The sequence below is a fragment of the Microbacterium maritypicum genome (assembly GCF_041529975.1).
Classification (GTDB): domain Bacteria; phylum Actinomycetota; class Actinomycetes; order Actinomycetales; family Microbacteriaceae; genus Microbacterium.
Window position 1 is genome coordinate 2,285,960 of record NZ_CP168030.1, and the last position, 19,281, is coordinate 2,305,240.

At 70.0% G+C, this 19,281-nt stretch carries 16 protein-coding genes; 15 read left to right on the forward strand and 1 reads right to left on the reverse strand.

Translation table 11 applies throughout. The annotated features are described in order from the left end of the window. Nucleotides 1-85 precede the first annotated feature (85 nt). The 11 genes from ACCO44_RS11105 to ACCO44_RS11155 all read left to right on the forward strand — a co-directional run bounded on the left by ACCO44_RS11105 (nucleotide 86) and on the right by ACCO44_RS11155 (nucleotide 11,949). On the forward strand, nucleotides 86-871 hold the full coding sequence (locus ACCO44_RS11105) for a GNAT family N-acetyltransferase (protein ID WP_146114799.1): 786 nt from the start codon (nucleotides 86-88) through the stop codon (nucleotides 869-871). Next, nucleotides 868-1,557 carry a MurR/RpiR family transcriptional regulator gene (locus tag ACCO44_RS11110; RefSeq protein WP_105710137.1) on the forward strand — a complete coding sequence of 230 codons (690 nt, stop codon included), beginning with the start codon at nucleotides 868-870 and terminating at the stop codon, nucleotides 1,555-1,557. Before ACCO44_RS11105 ends, ACCO44_RS11110 begins: the two co-directional genes overlap by 4 nt. After that, nucleotides 1,554-2,702 carry an o-succinylbenzoate synthase gene (menC, locus tag ACCO44_RS11115; protein ID WP_105710136.1) on the forward strand — a complete coding sequence of 383 codons (1,149 nt, stop codon included), beginning with the start codon at nucleotides 1,554-1,556 and terminating at the stop codon, nucleotides 2,700-2,702. Before ACCO44_RS11110 ends, menC begins: the two co-directional genes overlap by 4 nt. Before the next feature lie 25 nt (nucleotides 2,703-2,727). Beyond that, entirely contained in the window at nucleotides 2,728-3,618 is an 891-nt protein-coding gene (locus ACCO44_RS11120) for an aminotransferase class IV (protein WP_372466576.1), read from the forward strand. Nucleotides 3,619-3,634: 16 nt separating this feature from the next. Further along, nucleotides 3,635-4,729 carry a dipeptidase gene (locus ACCO44_RS11125; RefSeq protein WP_372466577.1) on the forward strand — a complete coding sequence of 365 codons (1,095 nt, stop codon included), beginning with the start codon at nucleotides 3,635-3,637 and terminating at the stop codon, nucleotides 4,727-4,729. Beyond that, nucleotides 4,726-5,439, forward strand: a complete 714-nt coding sequence (locus ACCO44_RS11130; RefSeq protein WP_372466578.1) for a type 1 glutamine amidotransferase — start codon at nucleotides 4,726-4,728, stop codon at nucleotides 5,437-5,439. Before ACCO44_RS11125 ends, ACCO44_RS11130 begins: the two co-directional genes overlap by 4 nt. Further along, on the forward strand, nucleotides 5,436-6,956 hold the full coding sequence (locus ACCO44_RS11135; protein WP_372466579.1) for a serine hydrolase domain-containing protein: 1,521 nt from the start codon (nucleotides 5,436-5,438) through the stop codon (nucleotides 6,954-6,956). The genes ACCO44_RS11130 and ACCO44_RS11135 overlap by 4 nt, the downstream gene beginning before the upstream one ends. Before the next feature lie 95 nt (nucleotides 6,957-7,051). Beyond that, nucleotides 7,052-8,665, forward strand: a complete 1,614-nt coding sequence (locus ACCO44_RS11140) for an ABC transporter substrate-binding protein (protein ID WP_372466580.1) — start codon at nucleotides 7,052-7,054, stop codon at nucleotides 8,663-8,665. 28 nt (nucleotides 8,666-8,693) lie between these two features. Next, on the forward strand, nucleotides 8,694-9,638 hold the full coding sequence (locus ACCO44_RS11145; RefSeq protein WP_372466581.1) for an ABC transporter permease: 945 nt from the start codon (nucleotides 8,694-8,696) through the stop codon (nucleotides 9,636-9,638). After that, entirely contained in the window at nucleotides 9,635-10,447 is an 813-nt protein-coding gene (locus tag ACCO44_RS11150) for an ABC transporter permease (RefSeq protein ID WP_372466582.1), read from the forward strand. Before ACCO44_RS11145 ends, ACCO44_RS11150 begins: the two co-directional genes overlap by 4 nt. Continuing rightward, the gene (locus ACCO44_RS11155; protein ID WP_372466583.1) at nucleotides 10,444-11,949 is read left to right on the forward strand and encodes an ATP-binding cassette domain-containing protein; all 1,506 of its coding nucleotides are present in this window, start codon (nucleotides 10,444-10,446) and stop codon (nucleotides 11,947-11,949) included. The genes ACCO44_RS11150 and ACCO44_RS11155 overlap by 4 nt, the downstream gene beginning before the upstream one ends. On the opposite strand, the gene ACCO44_RS11160 is transcribed toward ACCO44_RS11155, so the two are convergent. After that, nucleotides 11,939-12,589 carry a pentapeptide repeat-containing protein gene (locus ACCO44_RS11160; RefSeq protein ID WP_372466584.1) on the reverse strand — a complete coding sequence of 217 codons (651 nt, stop codon included), beginning with the start codon at nucleotides 12,587-12,589 and terminating at the stop codon, nucleotides 11,939-11,941. The two genes, ACCO44_RS11155 and ACCO44_RS11160, sit on opposite strands and share 11 nt — an antisense overlap. Nucleotides 12,590-13,247: 658 nt before the next feature. Between ACCO44_RS11160 and ACCO44_RS11165 the strand changes: the two genes are divergently transcribed. The 4 genes from ACCO44_RS11165 (at nucleotide 13,248) to ACCO44_RS11180 (ending at nucleotide 19,281) form a co-directional block, all read left to right on the forward strand. Further along, the gene (locus tag ACCO44_RS11165) at nucleotides 13,248-13,724 is read left to right on the forward strand and encodes an endonuclease domain-containing protein (RefSeq protein WP_372466585.1); all 477 of its coding nucleotides are present in this window, start codon (nucleotides 13,248-13,250) and stop codon (nucleotides 13,722-13,724) included. Between the two features lie 417 nt (nucleotides 13,725-14,141). Beyond that, nucleotides 14,142-17,522, forward strand: coding sequence for an isoleucine--tRNA ligase (gene ileS / locus ACCO44_RS11170; protein WP_372466586.1), 3,381 nt, complete (start codon nucleotides 14,142-14,144; stop codon nucleotides 17,520-17,522). After that, nucleotides 17,519-18,871 (forward strand): folylpolyglutamate synthase/dihydrofolate synthase family protein, encoded by a 1,353-nt coding sequence (locus tag ACCO44_RS11175; RefSeq protein WP_372466587.1) that lies wholly within the window; start codon nucleotides 17,519-17,521, stop codon nucleotides 18,869-18,871. The genes ileS and ACCO44_RS11175 overlap by 4 nt, the downstream gene beginning before the upstream one ends. Then, complete coding sequence (locus tag ACCO44_RS11180) at nucleotides 18,859-19,281, forward strand: DUF4233 domain-containing protein (protein ID WP_372466588.1); 423 nt, start codon at nucleotides 18,859-18,861, stop codon at nucleotides 19,279-19,281. The genes ACCO44_RS11175 and ACCO44_RS11180 overlap by 13 nt, the downstream gene beginning before the upstream one ends.

Consider the following 19,281-nt stretch of genomic DNA (forward strand, 5'->3'; position numbering starts at 1 on the left):
ACCGTATCTGCCTCTTGATTGAGGTGCAAGCCGCCGATAACATCGCTCCCAGCTGCATCACTCGTTCGATCTTAGGAAACGTATCGTGCCTCACTCTTCGGTGGCCGCCGACGCGGGCGTCGGTTACGACTGCCGCGAACTGACCCAGTACTCCGAGTTCCGTGAGGCGGCGGCACTCTATGCGCGCGTCTTCGCGTACACCGAGCAGGAGTACGCGCTCAACGCCAATCTGCTCACCGCGCTCGCACGTAACGGCGGATCCGCGGTGGGGGCCTTCGCAGACGACGGGGGGCTCATCGGGTTCGCGTACGGCTTCGCGGGCTGCGATGCGAGCGGGACCCACTTCCACTACTCGCAGGCGGCCGCGGTCGATGCCGCGCAGCAGGGCCGCGGAGTCGGTCAGGCGCTCAAGCTCGCTCAACGCGACGTCGCGCTCCGGTGGGGGCAGCAGTCCATGCGCTGGACCTTCGATCCGCTGCTGGCGCGGAACGCGCACTTCAACCTCAGCTCACTCGGTGCGGTCGGCATCGCGTTCGAACGCGACTACTACGCCCGGCCCGACACCGACCGGCTCGTGGTCTCCTGGGATCTGACCGCGACCACGACCGCACCCCGGGCGCCGCGATCGGGCGTTCCGGCGGGACTGGGCAGGGAGGACTGGGGGCGCGTCGTGCACGTCGGCGACGCCGATTGGATCGCGATCCCCGCGCGTGCGGATGAGCTCGCCCCCGGCGAGCGCCCGGCGCTGCGGCGGCAGCTGGAGAGTGCGATGACGGAGGTGTTCCGGCGAGGCGACGTGCTCGTCGCGGCCTCCCGTGTCGACGAGCACACCGCGGTCTACCGCGCCACTTCAGGAAAGGCCATCGCATGAGCGACCAGCAGCACGAGGACCGCGAGCTCGTTTCGCCGCGGGACCGCTTCGGCGAGCGCATCCGGACCAACCTCTCGGCGGAGAGCATCCAGGCGCGCATCATCGAGACCGAGCTGCGCACGCTCGCGCTCACGTTCGAGGAGCTGAGCACGTCGGCCCAGGTGCCGCAGGCCGCGGCGCTGCTGCTGGGCGCCCGACGACGCTACGTCGCGGGTGAGGGGAAGGCGGCGGCCTACGCGCAGCTGCTCAACGCCGACCTGTCCGCGACGCTGTCCAACGTCTTCCTCGTCGACGGGCATGCGCTGCAGCCGCTGACCGTGCTGACGGATGTACGGGCCTCCGACGTGCTCATCGCCTTCTCCCTCCGGCGCTACCGCGAGGAGACCGTGCGGCTCGGGCAGTTGTTCCGGGAGGCCGGCGGGCAGCTCGTGGTGATCACCGACAGCGAGGACGCCCCGCTGGCGCCGCTCGCGACCTCGCTCATCCGGGTGCGCACCGGGTCGGCCTCCTACGCGGACTCGCCCACCCCGGTCGCGGCCGTCTGCCACCTGCTGAGTGCGCTGACGACGGCGAGCGCGAAGGGAGCCCGCCGTCGCCTGGCTGAGCGCGATCGGCTCGTCGCACGACTGGGACTGTACAGTTCGGATCCCTCGCGGCCCGAGGTCGACGAGGAGGTGGAGACGTGAAGATCACCCGCATCCGGCTGTTCGCGGTGCGTCAGGACCTGCGGCACAGCTTCGAGACCAGTTCGCATCGTAAATCCGGCATCGAGCACATCATCGTCGAGGCCACCGACGAGGAAGGCCGTCGTGGCTGGGGAGAGATCGCCGCGCCCAGCGACCCGTACTTCGGCGCGGAGACGACCACGACGGCGTGGGAGATCGCCACCCGCTACCTCGTGCCGGCCCTCGTCGGCGCCGAGGGTGAGGAACCTGCCGATCTGGAGATGACGTGGGCGCGGGTACGCGGCAACGAGTTCGCCCGAGCCGGCTTCTCCGGCGCGGTGTGGGACCTCTTCGCCCGCCGCCGGGGGCTCTCCCTCGCGACGGCGCTCGGGGGCACCCGTGACGAGGTGGTGGCAGGAGTCTCGCTCGGCATCGAGCCGTCGATCGACGAGCTCCTGGGCCAGGTGGAGCTGCAGCGCGCCGCAGGATATCCGCGCGTGAAGCTCAAGATCGCCCCCGGGTGGGACGTGGAGCCGGTGCGAGCGGTGCGCGACGCGCACCCCGACCTCGACCTCCACGTCGACGCGAACGGCGCGTATCCCGACGACGACGACTCCGCTGCCGTGTTCACACAGCTCGACGCACTGGGTCTGACCATGATCGAGCAGCCGTTCGCCCCGCGGGAGATGGTGGCGCATGCGACGCTCCAGGCCCGGATCGGAACGGCGGTGTGCCTGGACGAGTCCGTCATCGGGCTCGGCGATCTGCGCACGATGATCAGGCTCTCCGCCGCGCGCATCCTCAACATCAAGGTGTCGCGGATGGGGGGACTCACCGTCGCGAAGGCGGCGCACGACCTCGCCGTCGACGCCGGCATCCCCGTCTGGTGCGGGGGCATGCACGAGTTCGGGATCGGTCGGGCGGCGAACGTCGCGATCTCGGCACTGCCCGGGTTCCTCCTCCCGTCGGACGTCTCCGGTTCCGACAAGTACTACGTCGACGACATCATCGCCCCACCCGTCACCGCGGTGGAGGGCAGGGTGCAGGTTCCTCGCGGAGCGGGCATCGGCCACGACGTCCTCGTGGAGCGGATCGAGCGGGCCGCGTTCCGCACCTGGGATTCCGCCGACACCACCGTCCGCGATCCCGCGCTCACACACGGGTGAGACGCCCATTCCGGAGAGGACCATCATGCGTGCGCTGCTGCTGTTTCGCCTCGACCTGTCGGGCACGTCCGCCGTCGAGGAGAGCATCCACCCCATCGACCCGCGTGAGCCGATCGTCAGGGCGACCGACCTCGGCGTCAATCGCGGCGACGGGGTGTTCGAGACCGCCGTGGTCCGCGGCGGCAGGCCGCAAGCACTCGAGGCTCATCTGACGCGCCTCGAACGCTCGGCGGCGCTGATGGAGCTGCCCGCGCCCCGACGTGACCTGTGGCGAGCCGCGGTGCTCCGGGCGGCCGCGGCGGTGTCCCTTCCCGGAGTGCTGGAGGAAGGGGAGATCGCGTCCGTCAAGTTCGTCATGACCCGAGGCGACGAATTCGACCAGGGAGGGCCGACCGGTTGGGTGCTCGGGTTCGCCGGCAGCGACCCCTCCGCCGTCCGTATGCGCGGCGTCCGCGCCGTCGTGCTGGATCGCGGCTACCGGCACGACGTGATGCAGACCGCCCCCTGGCTGCTGCAGGGAGCGAAGTCGCTCGCCTATGCGGTGAATCAGGCTGCCCTTCGGGAGGCGGCCCGTCGCGGCGCCGATGACGTGATCTTCGTGAGCGCAGACGGATTCGTGCTCGAGGGCCCGCGCTCGACGCTGATCGCGCGCATCGACGGCGAGCTCGTCACACCACCCGCCGAGCTCGGCGTCCTCCCCGGAACGACCCAGGCCGATGCATTCTCGGGAATCACCGACGTCCCGACGAGGATCGGGGTGCTCATGCGCGACGATCTGGATCGGGCGGATGCGCTGTGGTTGTGCTCCAGCACGCGCGGCGCGGTGCCGGTGGGGCAGCTCGACGGTGCGGAGCGGTTCATCGACCATGACCTGACCGTGCGGATGAACGCGGCGCTGGACGCGCGCGAGGACTGAGAGAGGTGCACAGCGGATGCTCGACAGTGTGATCGACGGACACAACGACCTGGCGTGGGCGAGCAGGACCCTGCTCGGGTACGGGGTGGAGGAACTCGCGGACGGCGTGCCGTCGACGCAGACCGACCTTCCCCGGCTCGCGATCGGCGGGGTGGCCGGACAGTTCTGGTCGGTATGGGTCGATCCGGTGCTGCAGGGCGCCGAGCAGGTCGTCGGAACGCTGGAGCAGATCGACTTCGTACACCGTCTGGTCGACGCGCACCCCGAGCGCCTCGCCTTCGCGCGGACCGCAGCGGATGTGCGCCAGGCGATGGCGGAAGGGCGGATCGCCTCGCTCATCGGCATCGAAGGCGGCAGCCAGCTCGGCGGTTCGCTCGCGGTGCTGCGCCAGTACGCCCGTCTGGGCGCGCGGTACATGACGCTCACCTGGTCGCGGACGACCACCTGGGCCGACTCCGCGACCGACGACGCGCATCACGGCGGTCTCAGTGCGTGGGGCCGCGAGGTCGTGCGCGAGATGAACCGCATCGGGGTCCTCGTCGATCTCTCCCACGTGGCCCCGACGACGATGCGTCACGCCCTCGAGGAGACCACCCGCCCCGTGATGGTGAGCCACTCCGGTGCTCTCGCCCTCTGCGATCACCCGCGCAACGTCCCCGACGACGTGCTCGCCGCGATCGGTGCCCAGGGCGGAGTGGTGATGGTCGCTTTCGTGCCCACGTTCGTCTCGCAGGCCCGCCGCGACTGGTGGGAGGCCGGAGGCGAGGGCGAGGCGCCGGCCGTGAGCGTCCGCGACGTCGCCGATCATCTCGACCACATCCGACGGGTCGCGGGACCACACGCCGTGGGCATCGGCGCGGACTACGACGGCACGGACGCGATGCCGGACGGGCTCGCCGACGTCTCCGGCTACCCGGTGCTGTTCGCAGAGCTGCGAGCGCGGGGATGGTCGGAGACCGACCTCGCCGGCCTCGCGCACGAGAACGTGCTCCGGGTCCTGGAGGCCTCCGATCGCGATCACGAGTCCTTCCTGGCAGGGCGGGCCGCACCGCCCGCGACCGCCGCGCTGGTGCCCGCCGTCGATGTGTCGACGCGGGAGGGAGCGCTGTGAGCCCGCGCGTGCTCGTCGTCGTCAACTCCGCGAGCTCCGGACCGCGGCGCCTCGGGGCCTGGCTCGTCGACCGCGGCATCGCGGTCGACGCCGTGGTCGCAGCGGAGGAGGAGCTCCCCGCCACTCTCGACGGCTACGCCGGACTGGTGCTCCTCGGCGGCGGCCTGATGCCGGACGAGGACGACCGTGCGCCCTGGCTCGCGGTCGAGCGCGCGCTCGCCGCCGAGGCCATCGACCACGACCTCCCGACGCTCGGCATCTGCCTGGGCGCGCAGGTGCTCGCGCACGTGGCCGGAGGAGAGGTGAAGGCGAAGACCGGCCCCGTCGAGCGCGGGGCGACGCACATCCGTCCGACCCCGTCCGGCCGGGAGGACGCGGTGATCGCGACACTCGGCGACGGTGCCCCGATGATCGAGAACCACCAGGACATGATCACCCGTCTGCCGCCGCGGGCGGTGCTGCTCGCATCCAGCGACGCCATCGAGATTCAGGCCTTCCGGCTGGGGCGGCACGTCCGCGGCGTGCAGTTCCACCCGGAGGCCTCGGCCGCCGATCTCGCCCGCTGGGACGATGCCGCCTTGCGCGGAGAAGGACGATCCTTGGCGCGCCTGATCGCCGCCGCCGAGGAGGTCGACGCGCACAACACCGAGGTCAGCCGTGCGATCGTCGAGGCGTTCGCGGACGAGATCCTGGTCGGAGGGCGCGGGTGAACACGGCGGCCGCTCCGCTCGCGACGACGACGGTGGACCGCGCCCTCCGGCGCGGGCTGGACGAGAGGGCGCGTCGGACCGCCCCCGCATCGATCGTCGCCGTGTGCGAGCGCGGGGAGGTGCGGGGTGTCCGCGCCCACGGACATCCGCGCGCCGACGCCGCGACGACGAGTCGGGACACCGTGTTCCGGATCGCATCGATGTCGAAGAGCTTTCTCGCCGCGACGGCACTCGCCCTGCGCGACAGCGGCGCCCTCGATCTCCATGCCCCGATCACCGAGTATCTCCCCGCCGTGCGCGCCAGGCACCGGGGCGCGGATGCCGTGCTCACCGGAGACCTGCTGCTCTCCAACCGGTCGGGGCTCGGCGAGGACAACGCCTGGGTCGACCGCCACCTGGGCGACTCCCGAGCGGAGATCGCTGCGCTGTTCTCCGAGGGGATGCTGCTCTCCGCCGCGCCCGGAACCACGTACCAGTACTCCAATCTCGGGCAGTCGCTGGTCGGCGCGGCGGTCGAGGCCGTCACCGGACGAGCCGTCGAGGACGTGGTGCGGGAGACACTGCTCGAGCCACTGGGACTGACGAGCACCGCCCATTCGGCCGACGGCTATGCGCACGACACCCTGGCCCGCGGCTTCCGCACCTTCGACGACGGCGCGACCTTCCACCCCGAGCCGTATGTGCGCACCGGCGCCCTCGGTTGCATCGGGAGCATGTTCAGCACCGTGGACGACATCGCCACCTGGATGTGGTTCCTCGGTTCGGCCTTCACCGACGATCCGCTCGCGCCGCACGTGCTCGCTCCCTCCTCGCGGAGGGAGATGCAGCAGCCGCGGACACCCATCGACGTGCCATCGGGGATGTTCGACGGACGCGACCTCGCCGGTGCCGGCTACGGGTACGGACTCTTCGTGGAGCAGGACCGGCGGTTCGGCCGCATCGTGCAGCACTCCGGGGGCCTTCCGGGCTTCTCCGCCCACATGCGCTGGCATGCGGCGACCGGCATCGGCGCGGTGGCGTTCGGGAACTCGGACGAGTTCGGTGCACGGCGTGTGGCCGGTGCCGCACTGCAGGACGCGCTCGACGGTGCCGACGCGCCGTCGGCCGTGGTGCGGCCGTGGCCGGAGACCGTGACCGCGGCACGGGCGATCGATGACGCCATCCGAGAGGGCCGATCCGCCGCCGAGTATCCGGGCCTGGCCGATCACGTCCTCGAGGATGTGCCGCCGGGCATCCGTGATTCCCGCCTTGCGGCCCACATCGCCACGATCGGCGGCATGCACCCCGTTCAGAAGCCCTTCGCCGAGCGGGTGATCGCATCCGCCACCGAGGCCGAGCTGCTCTGGCGGATCGCCGGGGAGAGGGCGGACCTGCGCGTGCAAGCGCGCCTGGTGGGTGTGCCCCGGCCTCGCGTGCAGAACCTGGATGTCGCCGTCATCGTCCACGGCGAGACGAGGACGAAAGACGAGATCGTCTCGCCCGCCGACCGCCATCGCATCGTGTTCGACGGGGAGTGAGGAGCCCCGGAGCCGCGGGGGGCATGCTTTTCGACCCAGTCCAAGAAATCGCCGTAGAATAGACGCATCCCGCCCCGTCCGTTCTGAGGATCGTCATGCCCGCAAAACCCGTGCGCCGTCTCCTGCCCTTCGCTGCGCTCGCCGCCGCCACCGCCCTGGTGCTGAGCGCCTGCGCGGCCCCTGCCTCGGAAGGCGAGGGCGAGGGAGAACTCGTCTGGTCCATCGAGGGCGCGAACCTGTCCGCCGGGCACATGGACCCGCAGATCAGCCAGCTCGACGTGTCGGGCATGGTGCAACGGGCGGTGCTCGACTCGCTCGTCTTCCAGGAGACCGACGGCACATTCACGCCGTGGCTGGCGAAGGAGTGGGAGGTCTCGCCGGACAGCACCGAGTACACCTTCACGCTCCGCGACGACGTGACCTTCACCGATGGCGAGCCCTTCGACGCGGCGGCGGTCAAGGCGAACTTCGACCGCATCGTCGACCCCGCGACGGTTTCGGCGCAGGCGGCGAGCATGATGGGCGCGGCCTTCTACGAGGGCACCGAGGTCATCGACGACCACACGGTGAAGGTCTCCTTCACCCAGCCGTACGCCCCCTTCCTGCAGGCGGCCAGCACGCCCCAGCTCGGGTTCTACTCGCCGGCAGTGCTCGAGGAGTCAGCCGACAAGCTCAAGGCGGGCGGCCCCGGCATCACCGTCGGCACCGGTCCGTTCGAGCTGACCGAGTACACGCCCGACCAGGAGCTCGTGTACACCCGCAACGACGAGTACGCCTGGGGCCCGCACGACACGAAGGCGCCGAAGTTCGAGACGCTCCGCGTCGAGATCCAGCCCGAGGCCTCCGTACGCACGGGCGTGGTGACCAGCGGCGAGGCCGACCTCGCCAGCAACATCCCGCCGAACCTCGCGCAGGACCTCGGCGACGGGGTCACGGTCGACTCGATCGAGTACCCCGGTCTGCCCTACTCGCTGTACCTCAACGAGAAGTACGGCGCCTTCGCCGACGAGAAGGTGCGTCAGGCTTTCGCCCGCGGCATCGACATCGACGCGGCGGTCGAAGAGATCTACTTCGGACAGTTCCCGCGCGCATGGAGCATCCTCGGGTCGACGACCCCGGGCTACGACTCCTCGCTCGAGGGCAGCTGGCCGTTCGACCAGGACGCCGCGAACGCGCTTCTCGACGAAGCCGGATGGACCGAGCGCGACACCGATGGCATCCGCATGAAGGACGGCGAGCGGCTGTCGGTGCGCTGGATCGCCTGGACGCCGGTTCCCGACGACCGCGCGGCGCTCGCCAACGCGATCCAGTCCGACCTCAAGGGGATCGGCTTCGAGGTGAAGCGCGAGGTGCTCGAACCCGGCGCCTACAACGCGCAGTACGAGCCGAAGACGTTCGACCTCACCGACTGGGGTTTCTCGGGCGTCGACCCCGACCTGCTGCGCAGCCACCTGCACACCGACGGCATCCAGAACGCGTCGCAGGTGAGCGATCCCGAGATCGACGCACTGCTGGCGCAGGCCGTGGCCAGCAGCGACCAGGACGAGCGCGACGAGCTCTACGCGCAGCTGCAGCAGTGGAACGCCGAACACACCGCCATCGTGCCGCTGTACAGCCCGTCGGCGATCACCGCGGTCGGCGAGCGCGTCGAGGGACTGCAGTACGACCTGTACGGTCGACCGCTGTTCTACGATGTGACCGTCGGCTGAACCGCCGGCTGAGCGGAAGGCTGGGGTGGTGAAGGCTGCTCTCGTCCGCGTCGCCGGCCTCGCTGCATCCGTCGTCATCGTCCTGTGGGGCGCCGCCACCGTCGCGTTCCTCGCGTTCCGGGTGATCCCCGGTGATCCCGTGTCGGTGATGCTCGGCCCCCAGGCGCAGGTCAGCGAGGCGGTGAAAGACGGGATCCGCGCCGACCTCGGGCTGGATCGGCCGCCGCTCGAGCAGTACGTCGGCTTCATCGGGCAGCTGGCCCGCGGAGACCTGGGCGAGTCGTACCAGCTGCGGTTGCCGGTGTCCGAAGTCATCGGACGTCAGCTCGGCGCGACGGTGCAGCTCTCGGCGCTCGCGCTCCTCATCGCCCTGGTGCTGGCGCTCTCCGTCGCGGTGCTGGTGCGCGGCCAGGTGGCTCGTACCGTCGCCGCGGGCATCGAACTGGTCGTGCTGTCGTCACCCGTGTTCTGGATCGGGCTCATCCTGCTCAGCGTCTTCGCCTTCGGCCTGGGCTGGTTCCCCGTCTCGGGGGCGCGGAACCCGGCCACTCTCGTGCTGCCGGCGATCACCCTCGCCCTTCCGGTCGCGGCGTTGCTGAGTCAGGTGCTGCGGGACGGCCTGATGCAGGCGGAGCGGATGCCGTTCGCGGAGACCGTGCGTGCCCGCGGTGCCAGTCCCTCGTGGTTCACGGTGCGTCATGGGCTGCGTCACGGCGCGGCCTCCGCCATCACGCTCGCCGCGTACCTCACGGGTTCCGTGCTCGGTGGGGCCGTGCTCGTCGAGACCGTCTTCGCCCGGCCGGGACTCGGTCGCGTCACACTCGCCGCGATCAGCGACCGGGACCTTCCGGTCATCACCGGCATCATCCTCCTGAGTGCACTCGTGTTCGCCGTCGTGAACCTCGTCGTCGAGCTCGTGCACCCGCTGATCGATCCGCGCGTCCGAGCGGCCCGATCCGGAGGCGTCCGATGAAGCGCGCACAGCGCGTGCTGCTGTGGGCGGCCGCGGCAGTGCTCGCCGTGATCGTCTTCGCCGCCGTCTTCCCCGGAGTGCTCGCGACTCACGATCCGCTGCAGACCGACGTGCGCTCGGCGCTGCTCCCGCCGAGTGCCGAGTATCTCTTCGGCACCGACCAGAGCGGTCGCGACGTCTACTCACGCGTCATCTACGGGGCGGGGCGCTCGCTGGGAATCGGGTTTCTCGCCACGGCGGTCGCGCTGGCGGTCGGCCTCGTCGTCGGTGCTCTCGCCGGGGTCGCGCCCCGGGCGATCGACACCACCGTGATGCGGGTGAATGACGTGCTGATGGCTTTTCCTGAGTTCCTCGTCGCTCTCGTCGTGGTCGCGGTGCTCGGACCGGGGCCGGTGAACATCGCGATCGCGGTCACGCTCGCCGCGGTGCCCGTGTACATCCGGCTCGCCCGCGTGCAGACGCAGACGCTGCGGGTCGCCGAGCACGTCGAAGCCGCGCGCATCCTGGGCGTGCCGAGGGTGACAGCGTTCACACGTCACGTCGTCCCCGGTGTGCTCGGAGCGCTGAGCGTGCTCGCGACGATCGGCATCGGGTCGAGCATCCTGGCCGCAGCGGGCCTCAGCTTCCTCGGCCTCGGGCCGTCCGAGCCGACGCCCGAATGGGGGCTGATGCTCGCCGGAGGACGCAACGTGCTCGGACAGGCATGGTGGATCGCGGTGTTCCCCGGAATCGCCATCACCCTCACCGTCATCTCGGCGACCGTCATCGGGCGAATCCTGCGGGCACGCGCAGAAGGGCGGACGTCGTGAGTGCGCTGGAGGTGCGGGGACTGCGGATCGCGTTCGGCGCGGAGCCGGTGGTCGACGGCGTCGGGTTCGCGGTGGAGCCGGGGGAGTGCGTCGCGATCGTCGGGGAGTCGGGCGCGGGCAAGACCCTCACCGCGCGCGCACTGCTCGGGCTCACACCGTCGGAGGCGACGGTGACGGTCGACACCCTCATCGTGGACGGGCGGGATGCGGCGACGCTCTCCGAGCACGGCTGGCGGGGACTCCGCGGCTCCGGCATCGGCCTCGTCTCGCAGGATGCCCTGGTCTCGCTCGACCCGCTCCGCCGCATCGGTGCGGAGGTGGCGGAGCCCTTGCGCCTGCACGACCTCGCGCGGGGCAGGGCGGCGCTCGATTCCCGGGTGCGGGAACTGCTGCGGCGCGTGTGGATGCCCGATGCGGAGCGTCGCGCCCGGCAGTATGCGCACGAGCTCTCGGGTGGGCTCCGGCAGCGGGCGCTGATCGCCTCCGCGATCGCCGCGGCCCCCGTGGTCCTGGTGGCCGACGAGCCGACGACCGCGCTCGATGCCACCGTGCAGGCACGGATCCTCGCTCTGTTGCGCGAGATCACGGATGCGGGGACGGCGCTCGTCTTCATCAGCCACGACTTCGCGGCCGTCCGACGACTCGCGGATCGGGTGCTGGTCATGAAGGGCGGTCGGGTGGTCGAGTCCGGCACTGTGGCCGAGGTGCTGGAGAACCCGCAGCACGAGTACACGCGTCAGCTGATCGCGGCGACGATCCACGAACCTCGTGCGGCCGTGGAGTCGGACTCCCTGCCGGTGCTGGTCGCGGACGGACTCTCGAAGAGCTTCGACGCGGTGCCGGCGGTCACAGGCGCCTCGTTCACCGTTACGGCAGGGCAGACGCTCGGCGTCGTGGGGGAGTCCGGATCGGGGAAGACGACTCTGGCACGAATGATCGTCGGTGTCGAGCAGCCGGACGCCGGCTCGCTGCGCTGGATCGGCGCGCCGCGGGTGCAGCTCGTGCATCAGAACCCGCTCGGCGCATTCGATCCTCGGTGGACGATCGGGCGCTCCCTGCGCGAGGGGCTCGAGGCGGCCGGGGTGCCACGGGGCAGCAGGGCCGTGCGGGTCACCGAACTGCTGGACGAGGTCGGCCTCGCAGCCGAGCTCGGCGATCGCCGTCCTCGCGCACTCTCCGGCGGACAGCGTCAGCGTGCGGCGATCGCCAGGGCGCTCGCCGCCGATCCCGAGGTGCTGGTCCTCGACGAACCCGTGTCGGCGCTCGATCCCTCGGTACGTGAACGCGTGCTGCAGCTGCTCGCCCGACTGCAGCGCGAGCGGCAGCTGACGATGATCCTGGTCTCGCACGATCTCGATGTGGTCGGGGCCGTCGCTGACGAGGTGCTCGTCATGCAGGACGGCCGGATCGTCGAGCAGGGGGTGACCGCCGACGTGTTCGCGGCGCCGCAGCATCCGTTCACGCAGGAGCTGCTGGCCGCGAGCGGTCCCGTCAGTCCTTGATCTGGATGCCCAGACCCGCCGCGATCACCGGTGCCAGCTGCTGCACCTGGAACGACGAGAGTGTCGTCCCGCGGAGGCTGTTGGCGTCGAGATAGGTCATCGCATCGAGACCGCGCAGATCGACGTCTGTGGCGCGCATGCCCCGCGGGTCGACCTCGTCGCTGGTCGTGGCGGTGAACCGGACGCGGGTGAGGTCGGCCTGCGGCATGTCGATCGTGCGGATCGCGCAGCCGGAGATCTCGAGGTCGGTCACCTTCGCGGCACCGAGGTTGAGGTAGTCGATCCGTACGTCACGCAACTCGAGTTCCGAGATGCGTGCCTCGCTGAGGTCGAGGGTGCCGATGCGGCCGCCAGCGATCCGCAGTCGTCGCACACCGGTGTCGCGCATCCGCAGTGAAGCGATGCGTGCCCCGGACATCTCGACGTCGACCACCGTCGCGCCCGTGAGGTCGACGGCTTCGGCATCTGCCGACACGGTGCACTGTTCGAGTGTCGCGTAGGCGAGGTCCACCGTTCCGCTGAGCTCGAGCCTCGCGGCGATGATGTCGGCGCTGCGCGCGGGGGATGCGGGCTCGAACTCCCGGGGCAGATCGGGGTCGCTGATACGGGGCGGTGCGGGGGACTCTGCGGTGCGGGCCATGCTCCGAGGCTATGGCCTGACACGGACACGGCCCCGGCCCCGGCCTCGGCACGCAGTTTCACACCCGAGTCGCACGCTCCGACTTCCTGCCGGGCGCTGCAGGCTGTCGACTCACAGTCGCCCCGGCCTTCTGCGCTCGGCGCGGCCACCCGCACGGATTTCGGCCGAGCGGAGCGCGAAATACCTGAAGACATGCGACCGCGACTTGTCCTCCACCCGACCTGGAAGCGCACAGCGGTGCACAGATGGCGTTTTCGCGCTCGGCGACGGAGCATCACAGCTTCACACTGGACGGGTGCGGCGAACGGCGGAGGGACTCACGGAGCGAATCGTCGACCTCGGCGGTATCGTGCGGTCCGGACGCGTCGCTGATCTCGGGTTCGGCAGGACGGCAGTGGAAGCTGCGCTCAGAGCCGGAGCCATCACCCGTCCTCGACGTGGATGGCTCGCCTCGCCCACGGCCGACCCGCTCCTGCTGGGCGCAGCCCGACACGGGGTGGTACTCACCTGTCGGACTCAGGCCGGCCGCCTCCGGCTCTGGGTGCATGACCCGAACGGTGTCCCGCACGTCGCCGTCGGGACGAACTCTGCGAGTCGGCGCGACCTCCGAGCCAAAGTGCACTGGGGAGCACCGGTCATCCCGCGTCACCCTGACGCGTTGGTCGATCCGGTAGAGAACGTGCTGGCGCACATCGCCGAGTGCGAACCGTTTGAGCAGGCGCTCGCCACGTGGGAGTCCGCATTGAACAGATCGCTTGTGAAGATCGAGGACCTGAGGGGCCTTCCCTGGAGACCAGCCGCTCGTCGAGTTCTGGCGACCGCCACGCCCTTCTCGGATGCGGGATTGGAGACGTACCTCCGCGAGCGGCTCCGCTGGCTCCGGGTGCCCGTGCGCGCTCAGATCTGGATCGCAGGTCACCGTGTCGACGCTCTGATCGGCAGCCGCCTCGTCATCCAGATCGACGGTGGGCATCATGTCGGTGCACAGCGCAGTGAAGACATCCGGCATGACGCTGTGTTGAAGCTCGGGGGATACCACGTCATCCGAGTCTCGTACTCTCAGATGATGTTCGAGTGGCCAGCAGTGCAGGACCTGATCATGCGCGCCGTCGCGCAGGGGATGCACGAGGCCTGAGTCGCCGAGACGTGCACGGGGCACGGGGCCTGTCGGTATTCGGAGGCGTCGCTCCCTCGGCCTTTCGTCTTTTGTTCGGCCAATCTCCTCGATTTCGACCGCGGGAAGCGCGAAAGGCCGCGGGAAGCGCGAAAGTCCGCGGAAGCGCAGGACGGCGGGAAGCGCGGGAAGCGCAGGGCGTCCCACCGCGCGGGACCCGCGTACACTGGAGGGACGAGCATCGATCCGGCATCACCGGGGAGCTCTCGGAAGAACGGCGCATCCCCCGGGGTGTGCTCAGTAGAACCGAGCGGGGCAGGCCCGTCACAGCCGCAGTGAGAGTGGTCGCGTCGCAAGGCGTGGCACGCGAGGTGGTACCGCGGTCCGTGAGGGTCGTCCTCGCAGGAGCATCCGCCACGACGACCACTGCGAGACACGATGACCTACCCCCGTTCCTCCTTCGGCCCCGCCGCCGATTCTGTCGCGCCCAGCCCCCGCTTCCCGCAGATCGAGGAGGAGGTGCTCGCGTTCTGGAAGGACGACGACACCTTCCGCGCCTCGATCGAGCAGCGTGAGGGATCGCCGGAGTGGGTGTTCTACGACGGCCCGCCGTTCGCGAACGGCCTGCCGCACTACGGCCACCTCCTCACCGGGTACGCCAAGGACGTGTTCCCGCGCTTCCAGACCATGGCCGGCCACAAGGTCGACCGGGTCTTCGGCTGGGACACGCACGGACTTCCCGCCGAGCTCGAGGCGATGAAGCAGCTCGGCATCACCGAGAAGGCCGAGATCGAGGAGATGGGAATCGACGTCTTCAATGCGAAGGCGAAGAGCTCGGTACTCGCCTACACGCACGAATGGCAGGACTACGTCACCCGCCAGGCGCGCTGGGTCGACTTCGACCGCGGCTACAAGACGCTCGACCTCGGGTACATGGAGAGCGTGCTCTGGGCGTTCAAGACGCTGTACGACAAGGGTCTCGCCTACGAGGGCTACCGCGTCCTGCCGTACTGCTGGCGTGATGAGACCCCGCTCAGCGCCCACGAGCTGCGCATGGACGACGACGTGTACCAGATGCGTCAGGACCCCTCCGTCACGGTGACCTTCCCGTTGACCGGGGCCAAGGCCGAGTCGCTCGGCCTCACGGGGGTCCGTGCCCTCGCGTGGACGACCACGCCCTGGACGTTGCCGACCAACGTCGCACTCGCCGTGGGGCCGGAGATCGAGTACGTCGTGCTGCCGGCCGGTCCCCTCGGCGCGGCCGACGTGCATCAGGTCGCCGGGACCACGGACGCCGCGATCGAGTCGTCCGCGCATCGCTACCTGCTCGCCCGTGAGCTCGTCGGCGGTTACGCGAAGGACCTCGGGTACGAGAGTGCGGAGGACGCGCTCGCCGCGGTCGACGCCACCGTCCGCGGCGCCGAGCTGCAGGACGTCACCTACGACCGTCTGTTCGACTACTACGCCGACACCGAGACGTACGGCACCGAGAACGCCTGGCGCATCCTGGTCGACGACTACGTCACGGTCAGCGACGGCACCGGCATCGTCCACCAGGCCCCGGCCTACGGTGAGGACGACCAGCGGGTCGCGGGCGCGGCCGGCATCCCCACGATCCTGTCTCTCGACGACGGCGGGAAGTTCCTCCCGAACGTCACCGATGTGGCGGGTCAGCTGTGGATGGACGCGAACACGCCGCTGGTGCGCCTGATCCGCGAGAACGGTCGTCTGATCCGTCTGCAGAGCTACGAGCACTCGTACCCGCACTGCTGGCGCTGCCGGAATCCCCTGATCTACAAGGCCGTGTCGAGCTGGTTCATCCGCGTGACGGACATCAAGGACGACATGCTCGCGAACAACGAGCAGATCACCTGGGTGCCGGAGAACGTGAAGCACGGCCAGTTCGGCAAGTGGCTCGAGGGCGCGCGCGACTGGTCGATCAGCCGCAACCGCTACTGGGGTTCGCCGATCCCCATCTGGAAGAGCGACGACTCGGAGTACCCGCGCGTCGACGCCTACGGCTCGCTCGAGGATCTGGAGCGCGACTTCGGCACGCTGCCGCGTAACCCCGAGGGCGAGATCGACCTGCACCGCCCGTACATCGACGACCTGACGCGCCCGAACCCCGACGACCCCACGGGCAAGAGCACGATGCGACGGATCGAAGACGTCTTCGACGTGTGGTTCGACTCGGGGTCGATGCCCTACGCCCAGGTGCACTACCCGTTCGAGAACCAGGAGTGGTTCGACTCGCACGCGCCGGCGGACTTCATCGTCGAGTACATCGGTCAGACCCGCGGCTGGTTCTACGTCATGCACGTGCTGTCGACGGCGTTGTTCGACCGCCCGGCGTTCACCGGTGTCAGCTGCCACGGCATCGTGCTGGGCAGCGACGGGTACAAGATGTCGAAGTCGCTGCGCAACTACCCGGACGTTTCCGAGGTGCTCGATCGCGACGGCTCCGACGCGATGCGCTGGTTCCTGATGTCGAGCTCCGTGCTGCGCGGCGGCAACCTCGCGGTGACCGAAGAGGGCATCCGCTCCGGCGTCCGCGAGTTCCTGCTGCCGCTGTGGAACTCCTGGTACTTCTTCGCCACCTACGCGAACGCGTCCGGCCCCGACGGCTACGAGGCCGAATGGCGCACGGATTCCACTGACGTGCTCGACCGCTACATCCTGGCTCGCCTCGGTGACCTCGTGCGCGAGGTTCGAGCGGACCTGGAAGGGCTCGATTCGACCACGGCATCGGCGCGCCTGCGCGACTTCGCCGAGGTGCTGACGAACTGGTACATCCGTCGCTCGCGCGACCGCTTCTGGGTCGGTGTGACCGAAGACCCGAAGAGCCGCGAGGCATTCGACACGCTGTACACGGTGCTCGAGACGCTCACCCGCGTCGCGGCACCGCTCGTGCCGCTGATCAGTGAGCGCGTGTGGCAGGGGCTCACCGGCGGGCGCAGCGTGCACCTGACGGACTGGCCGGATGACACGCAGTTCCCCGCCGCCGACGAGATCCGTGACGCGATGGATGCGGTGCGCGAGCTCTCGAGCGTCGGCAATGCGCTGCGCAAGAAGGAGAAGCTGCGCGTGCGACTCCCGCTGGCGCGTCTGACCGTCGTGTCGCCGCTGGCCGGAACGCTGGGGCAGTTCGAGGACATCCTGCGCGAGGAGCTCAACGTCAAGTCGGTCGAGCTCGTCGCCCTGCAGGACTCGACCGCCGCCGAATACGGCATCACGCACCGCCTGAGCGTGAACGCGCGTGCCGCGGGTCCGCGTCTCGGCAAGAACGTGCAGACCGTGATCAAGGCCGCCAAGGCGGGGGACTGGTCCGAGGAGGGAGGGGTCGTCACCGCGGGCGGAATCGCCCTGGAGCCCACCGAGTACGACCTCGCGCTGGAGACCACCGGGCGTCCGGACGGCGAGGCGCTGGCGATCGTTCCCTCGGGCGGGTTCGTGCTGCTCGACACGCAGACCACGCCGCAGCTCGAGGCCGAGGGTCTCGCCCGCGACGCGATCCGCGTGGTCCAGGAGGCGCGGAAGAATGCGGGTCTCGACGTCAGCGACCGCATCGTCCTGGCACTGAACGCGTCGCCCGACGACGCCGCCGCGCTGGAAGCCCATGCAGAGCTGATCGCCGCGGAGACGCTCGCAGTCGCCTTCGCCGTGCAGCCGACCGACGACCTCGAGGCCCTGGTCGATGAGGTCACGAGCCCCGGCGACGGCGTCTTCCGTTCGGGAGCGCGAGCGCTGGGGTCGACGAAGGCCCCGGTGATCGTGACGATCGATGCGACTGCGGTCGCGAGCGGAAAGGCCGGAGCATGAGCGAGAGGGAACGAGCGGACGCCGTCTACGAGGCGCTGCTGAGCCGTGCGGGGGAGCGCTGGGTGCAGCCGCGCAAGGAGCGCACCGCGCGCATCCTCGCCTTCCTGGACGACCCGCAGCGCACCTACCGCGTCGTCCACATCACGGGCACGAACGGCAAGACCTCGACGGCGCGCATGATCGAGAGCCTCCTGCGTGCCCACGATCTGCGCACGGGGCTGTTCACCAGCCCGCACCTGGAGCGTTTCACGGAGCGCATCATGATCGACGGCGAGCCGATCGCCGACGAGGCGATCGCTGACGCGTGGGATGAGATCGAGCCCTTCGTCGACATCGTCGATGCCGAGTTCGAGGCCGCGGGGGATGCGCCGCTGACCTTCTTCGAACTACTGACGGTCATGGCGTTCGTCGCCGTGGCGGATGCGCCGGTGGATGTGCTGGTGCTCGAGGTCGGCATGGGCGGGGAGTGGGACTCCACGAACACGGCCGACGGCGACGTCGCGGTGTTCGCACCGATCGACATCGACCATGCGGATCGGCTCGGCGACACGATCGCCGAGATCGCGGAGGTCAAGGCGGGCATCATCAAGGAGGGCGCGGCGGTCGTCTCCGCCCAGCAGACTCCCGAGGCCGCCGAGGTGCTGCGTCGCGTGGCGGCGGAGCGCAACGCGACCATCGCCTTCGAGGGCGAGGAGTTCGGCATCACGGAGCAGAAGCTCGCCGTCGGCGGCCAGCTGCTCACGATCCGCGGACTCGCGGGGGAGTACGCCGAGGAGTACCTGCCGCTGTACGGAGCCCACCAGGGCCACAACGCCGCACTCGCCGTCGCCGCCGTCGAGTCGCTCATCGGCGGGGCGACCCAGGCGATCGCGGGCGACATCATCTCCGATGGACTCCAGGGCACGACGTCTCCCGGACGGCTCCAGCTGCTCGGGATCGCGCCCACCGTGATCGTCGACGCCGCGCACAATCCCCATGGAGCCACGGCCCTCGCCCAGGCGCTGGACGACAGCTTCGACTTCGACGAGTGGGGCCTCGTGCTCGGTGTGCTCGACGACAAGGACGCCGCAGGCATCGTCGGCCGACTCGCTCCCGCCGTCGCGCACGTTTTCGCCACGGCGCCGGACTCGGATCGCGCGAGCGACGCCGACGCGATCGCCGACCTCGTCGAGCAGGCGGGTCAGCGGGCGACCGTGCATCACTCCCTCTCCGACGCTGCCGACGCGGCGCGCGAGTGGGCGGCCGCATCCGATCGCCGCGCCGTCGTCATCGCCGGCTCGGTCGTTCTCGCCGGCGAGGCGATCGCCCTCGCCGAGGAAGAGGACTGGAAGTCGGGGTGGCGCGCGTGAGTGCGGATGCCGCCCCCGCACGCGCCCCGCGGCCGCCGCGCACGCTCGTGCAGAAGCTCGCGCCCATCGTGCTCGGGTTCGAGGCGATCGTGGTGTTCCTCGTCGGACTCACGATCTTCGGCCTGCGCCAACTGCCCGACGGTGTCGAGCAGTGGTGGGGGATCGTCGGCGGTGCAGTCCTCGGGATCGCCTGCATCGCCATCGCCGGGATGATCACGAAGCCCTGGGCCCTCACGGCCGGATGGGTCGTCCAGGCCATCGTCGCGCTGTCGGCGTTCTTCGTTCCTGCCATCCTGCTCGTCGTCCTGATTTTCGGCGGCATGTGGGCGTATGCGACCATCGGAGGGGCCCGACTGGACGCACGACGCCCCGCCGAGCCCACGACCGAGACTCAGACAGAGAGTGAATGA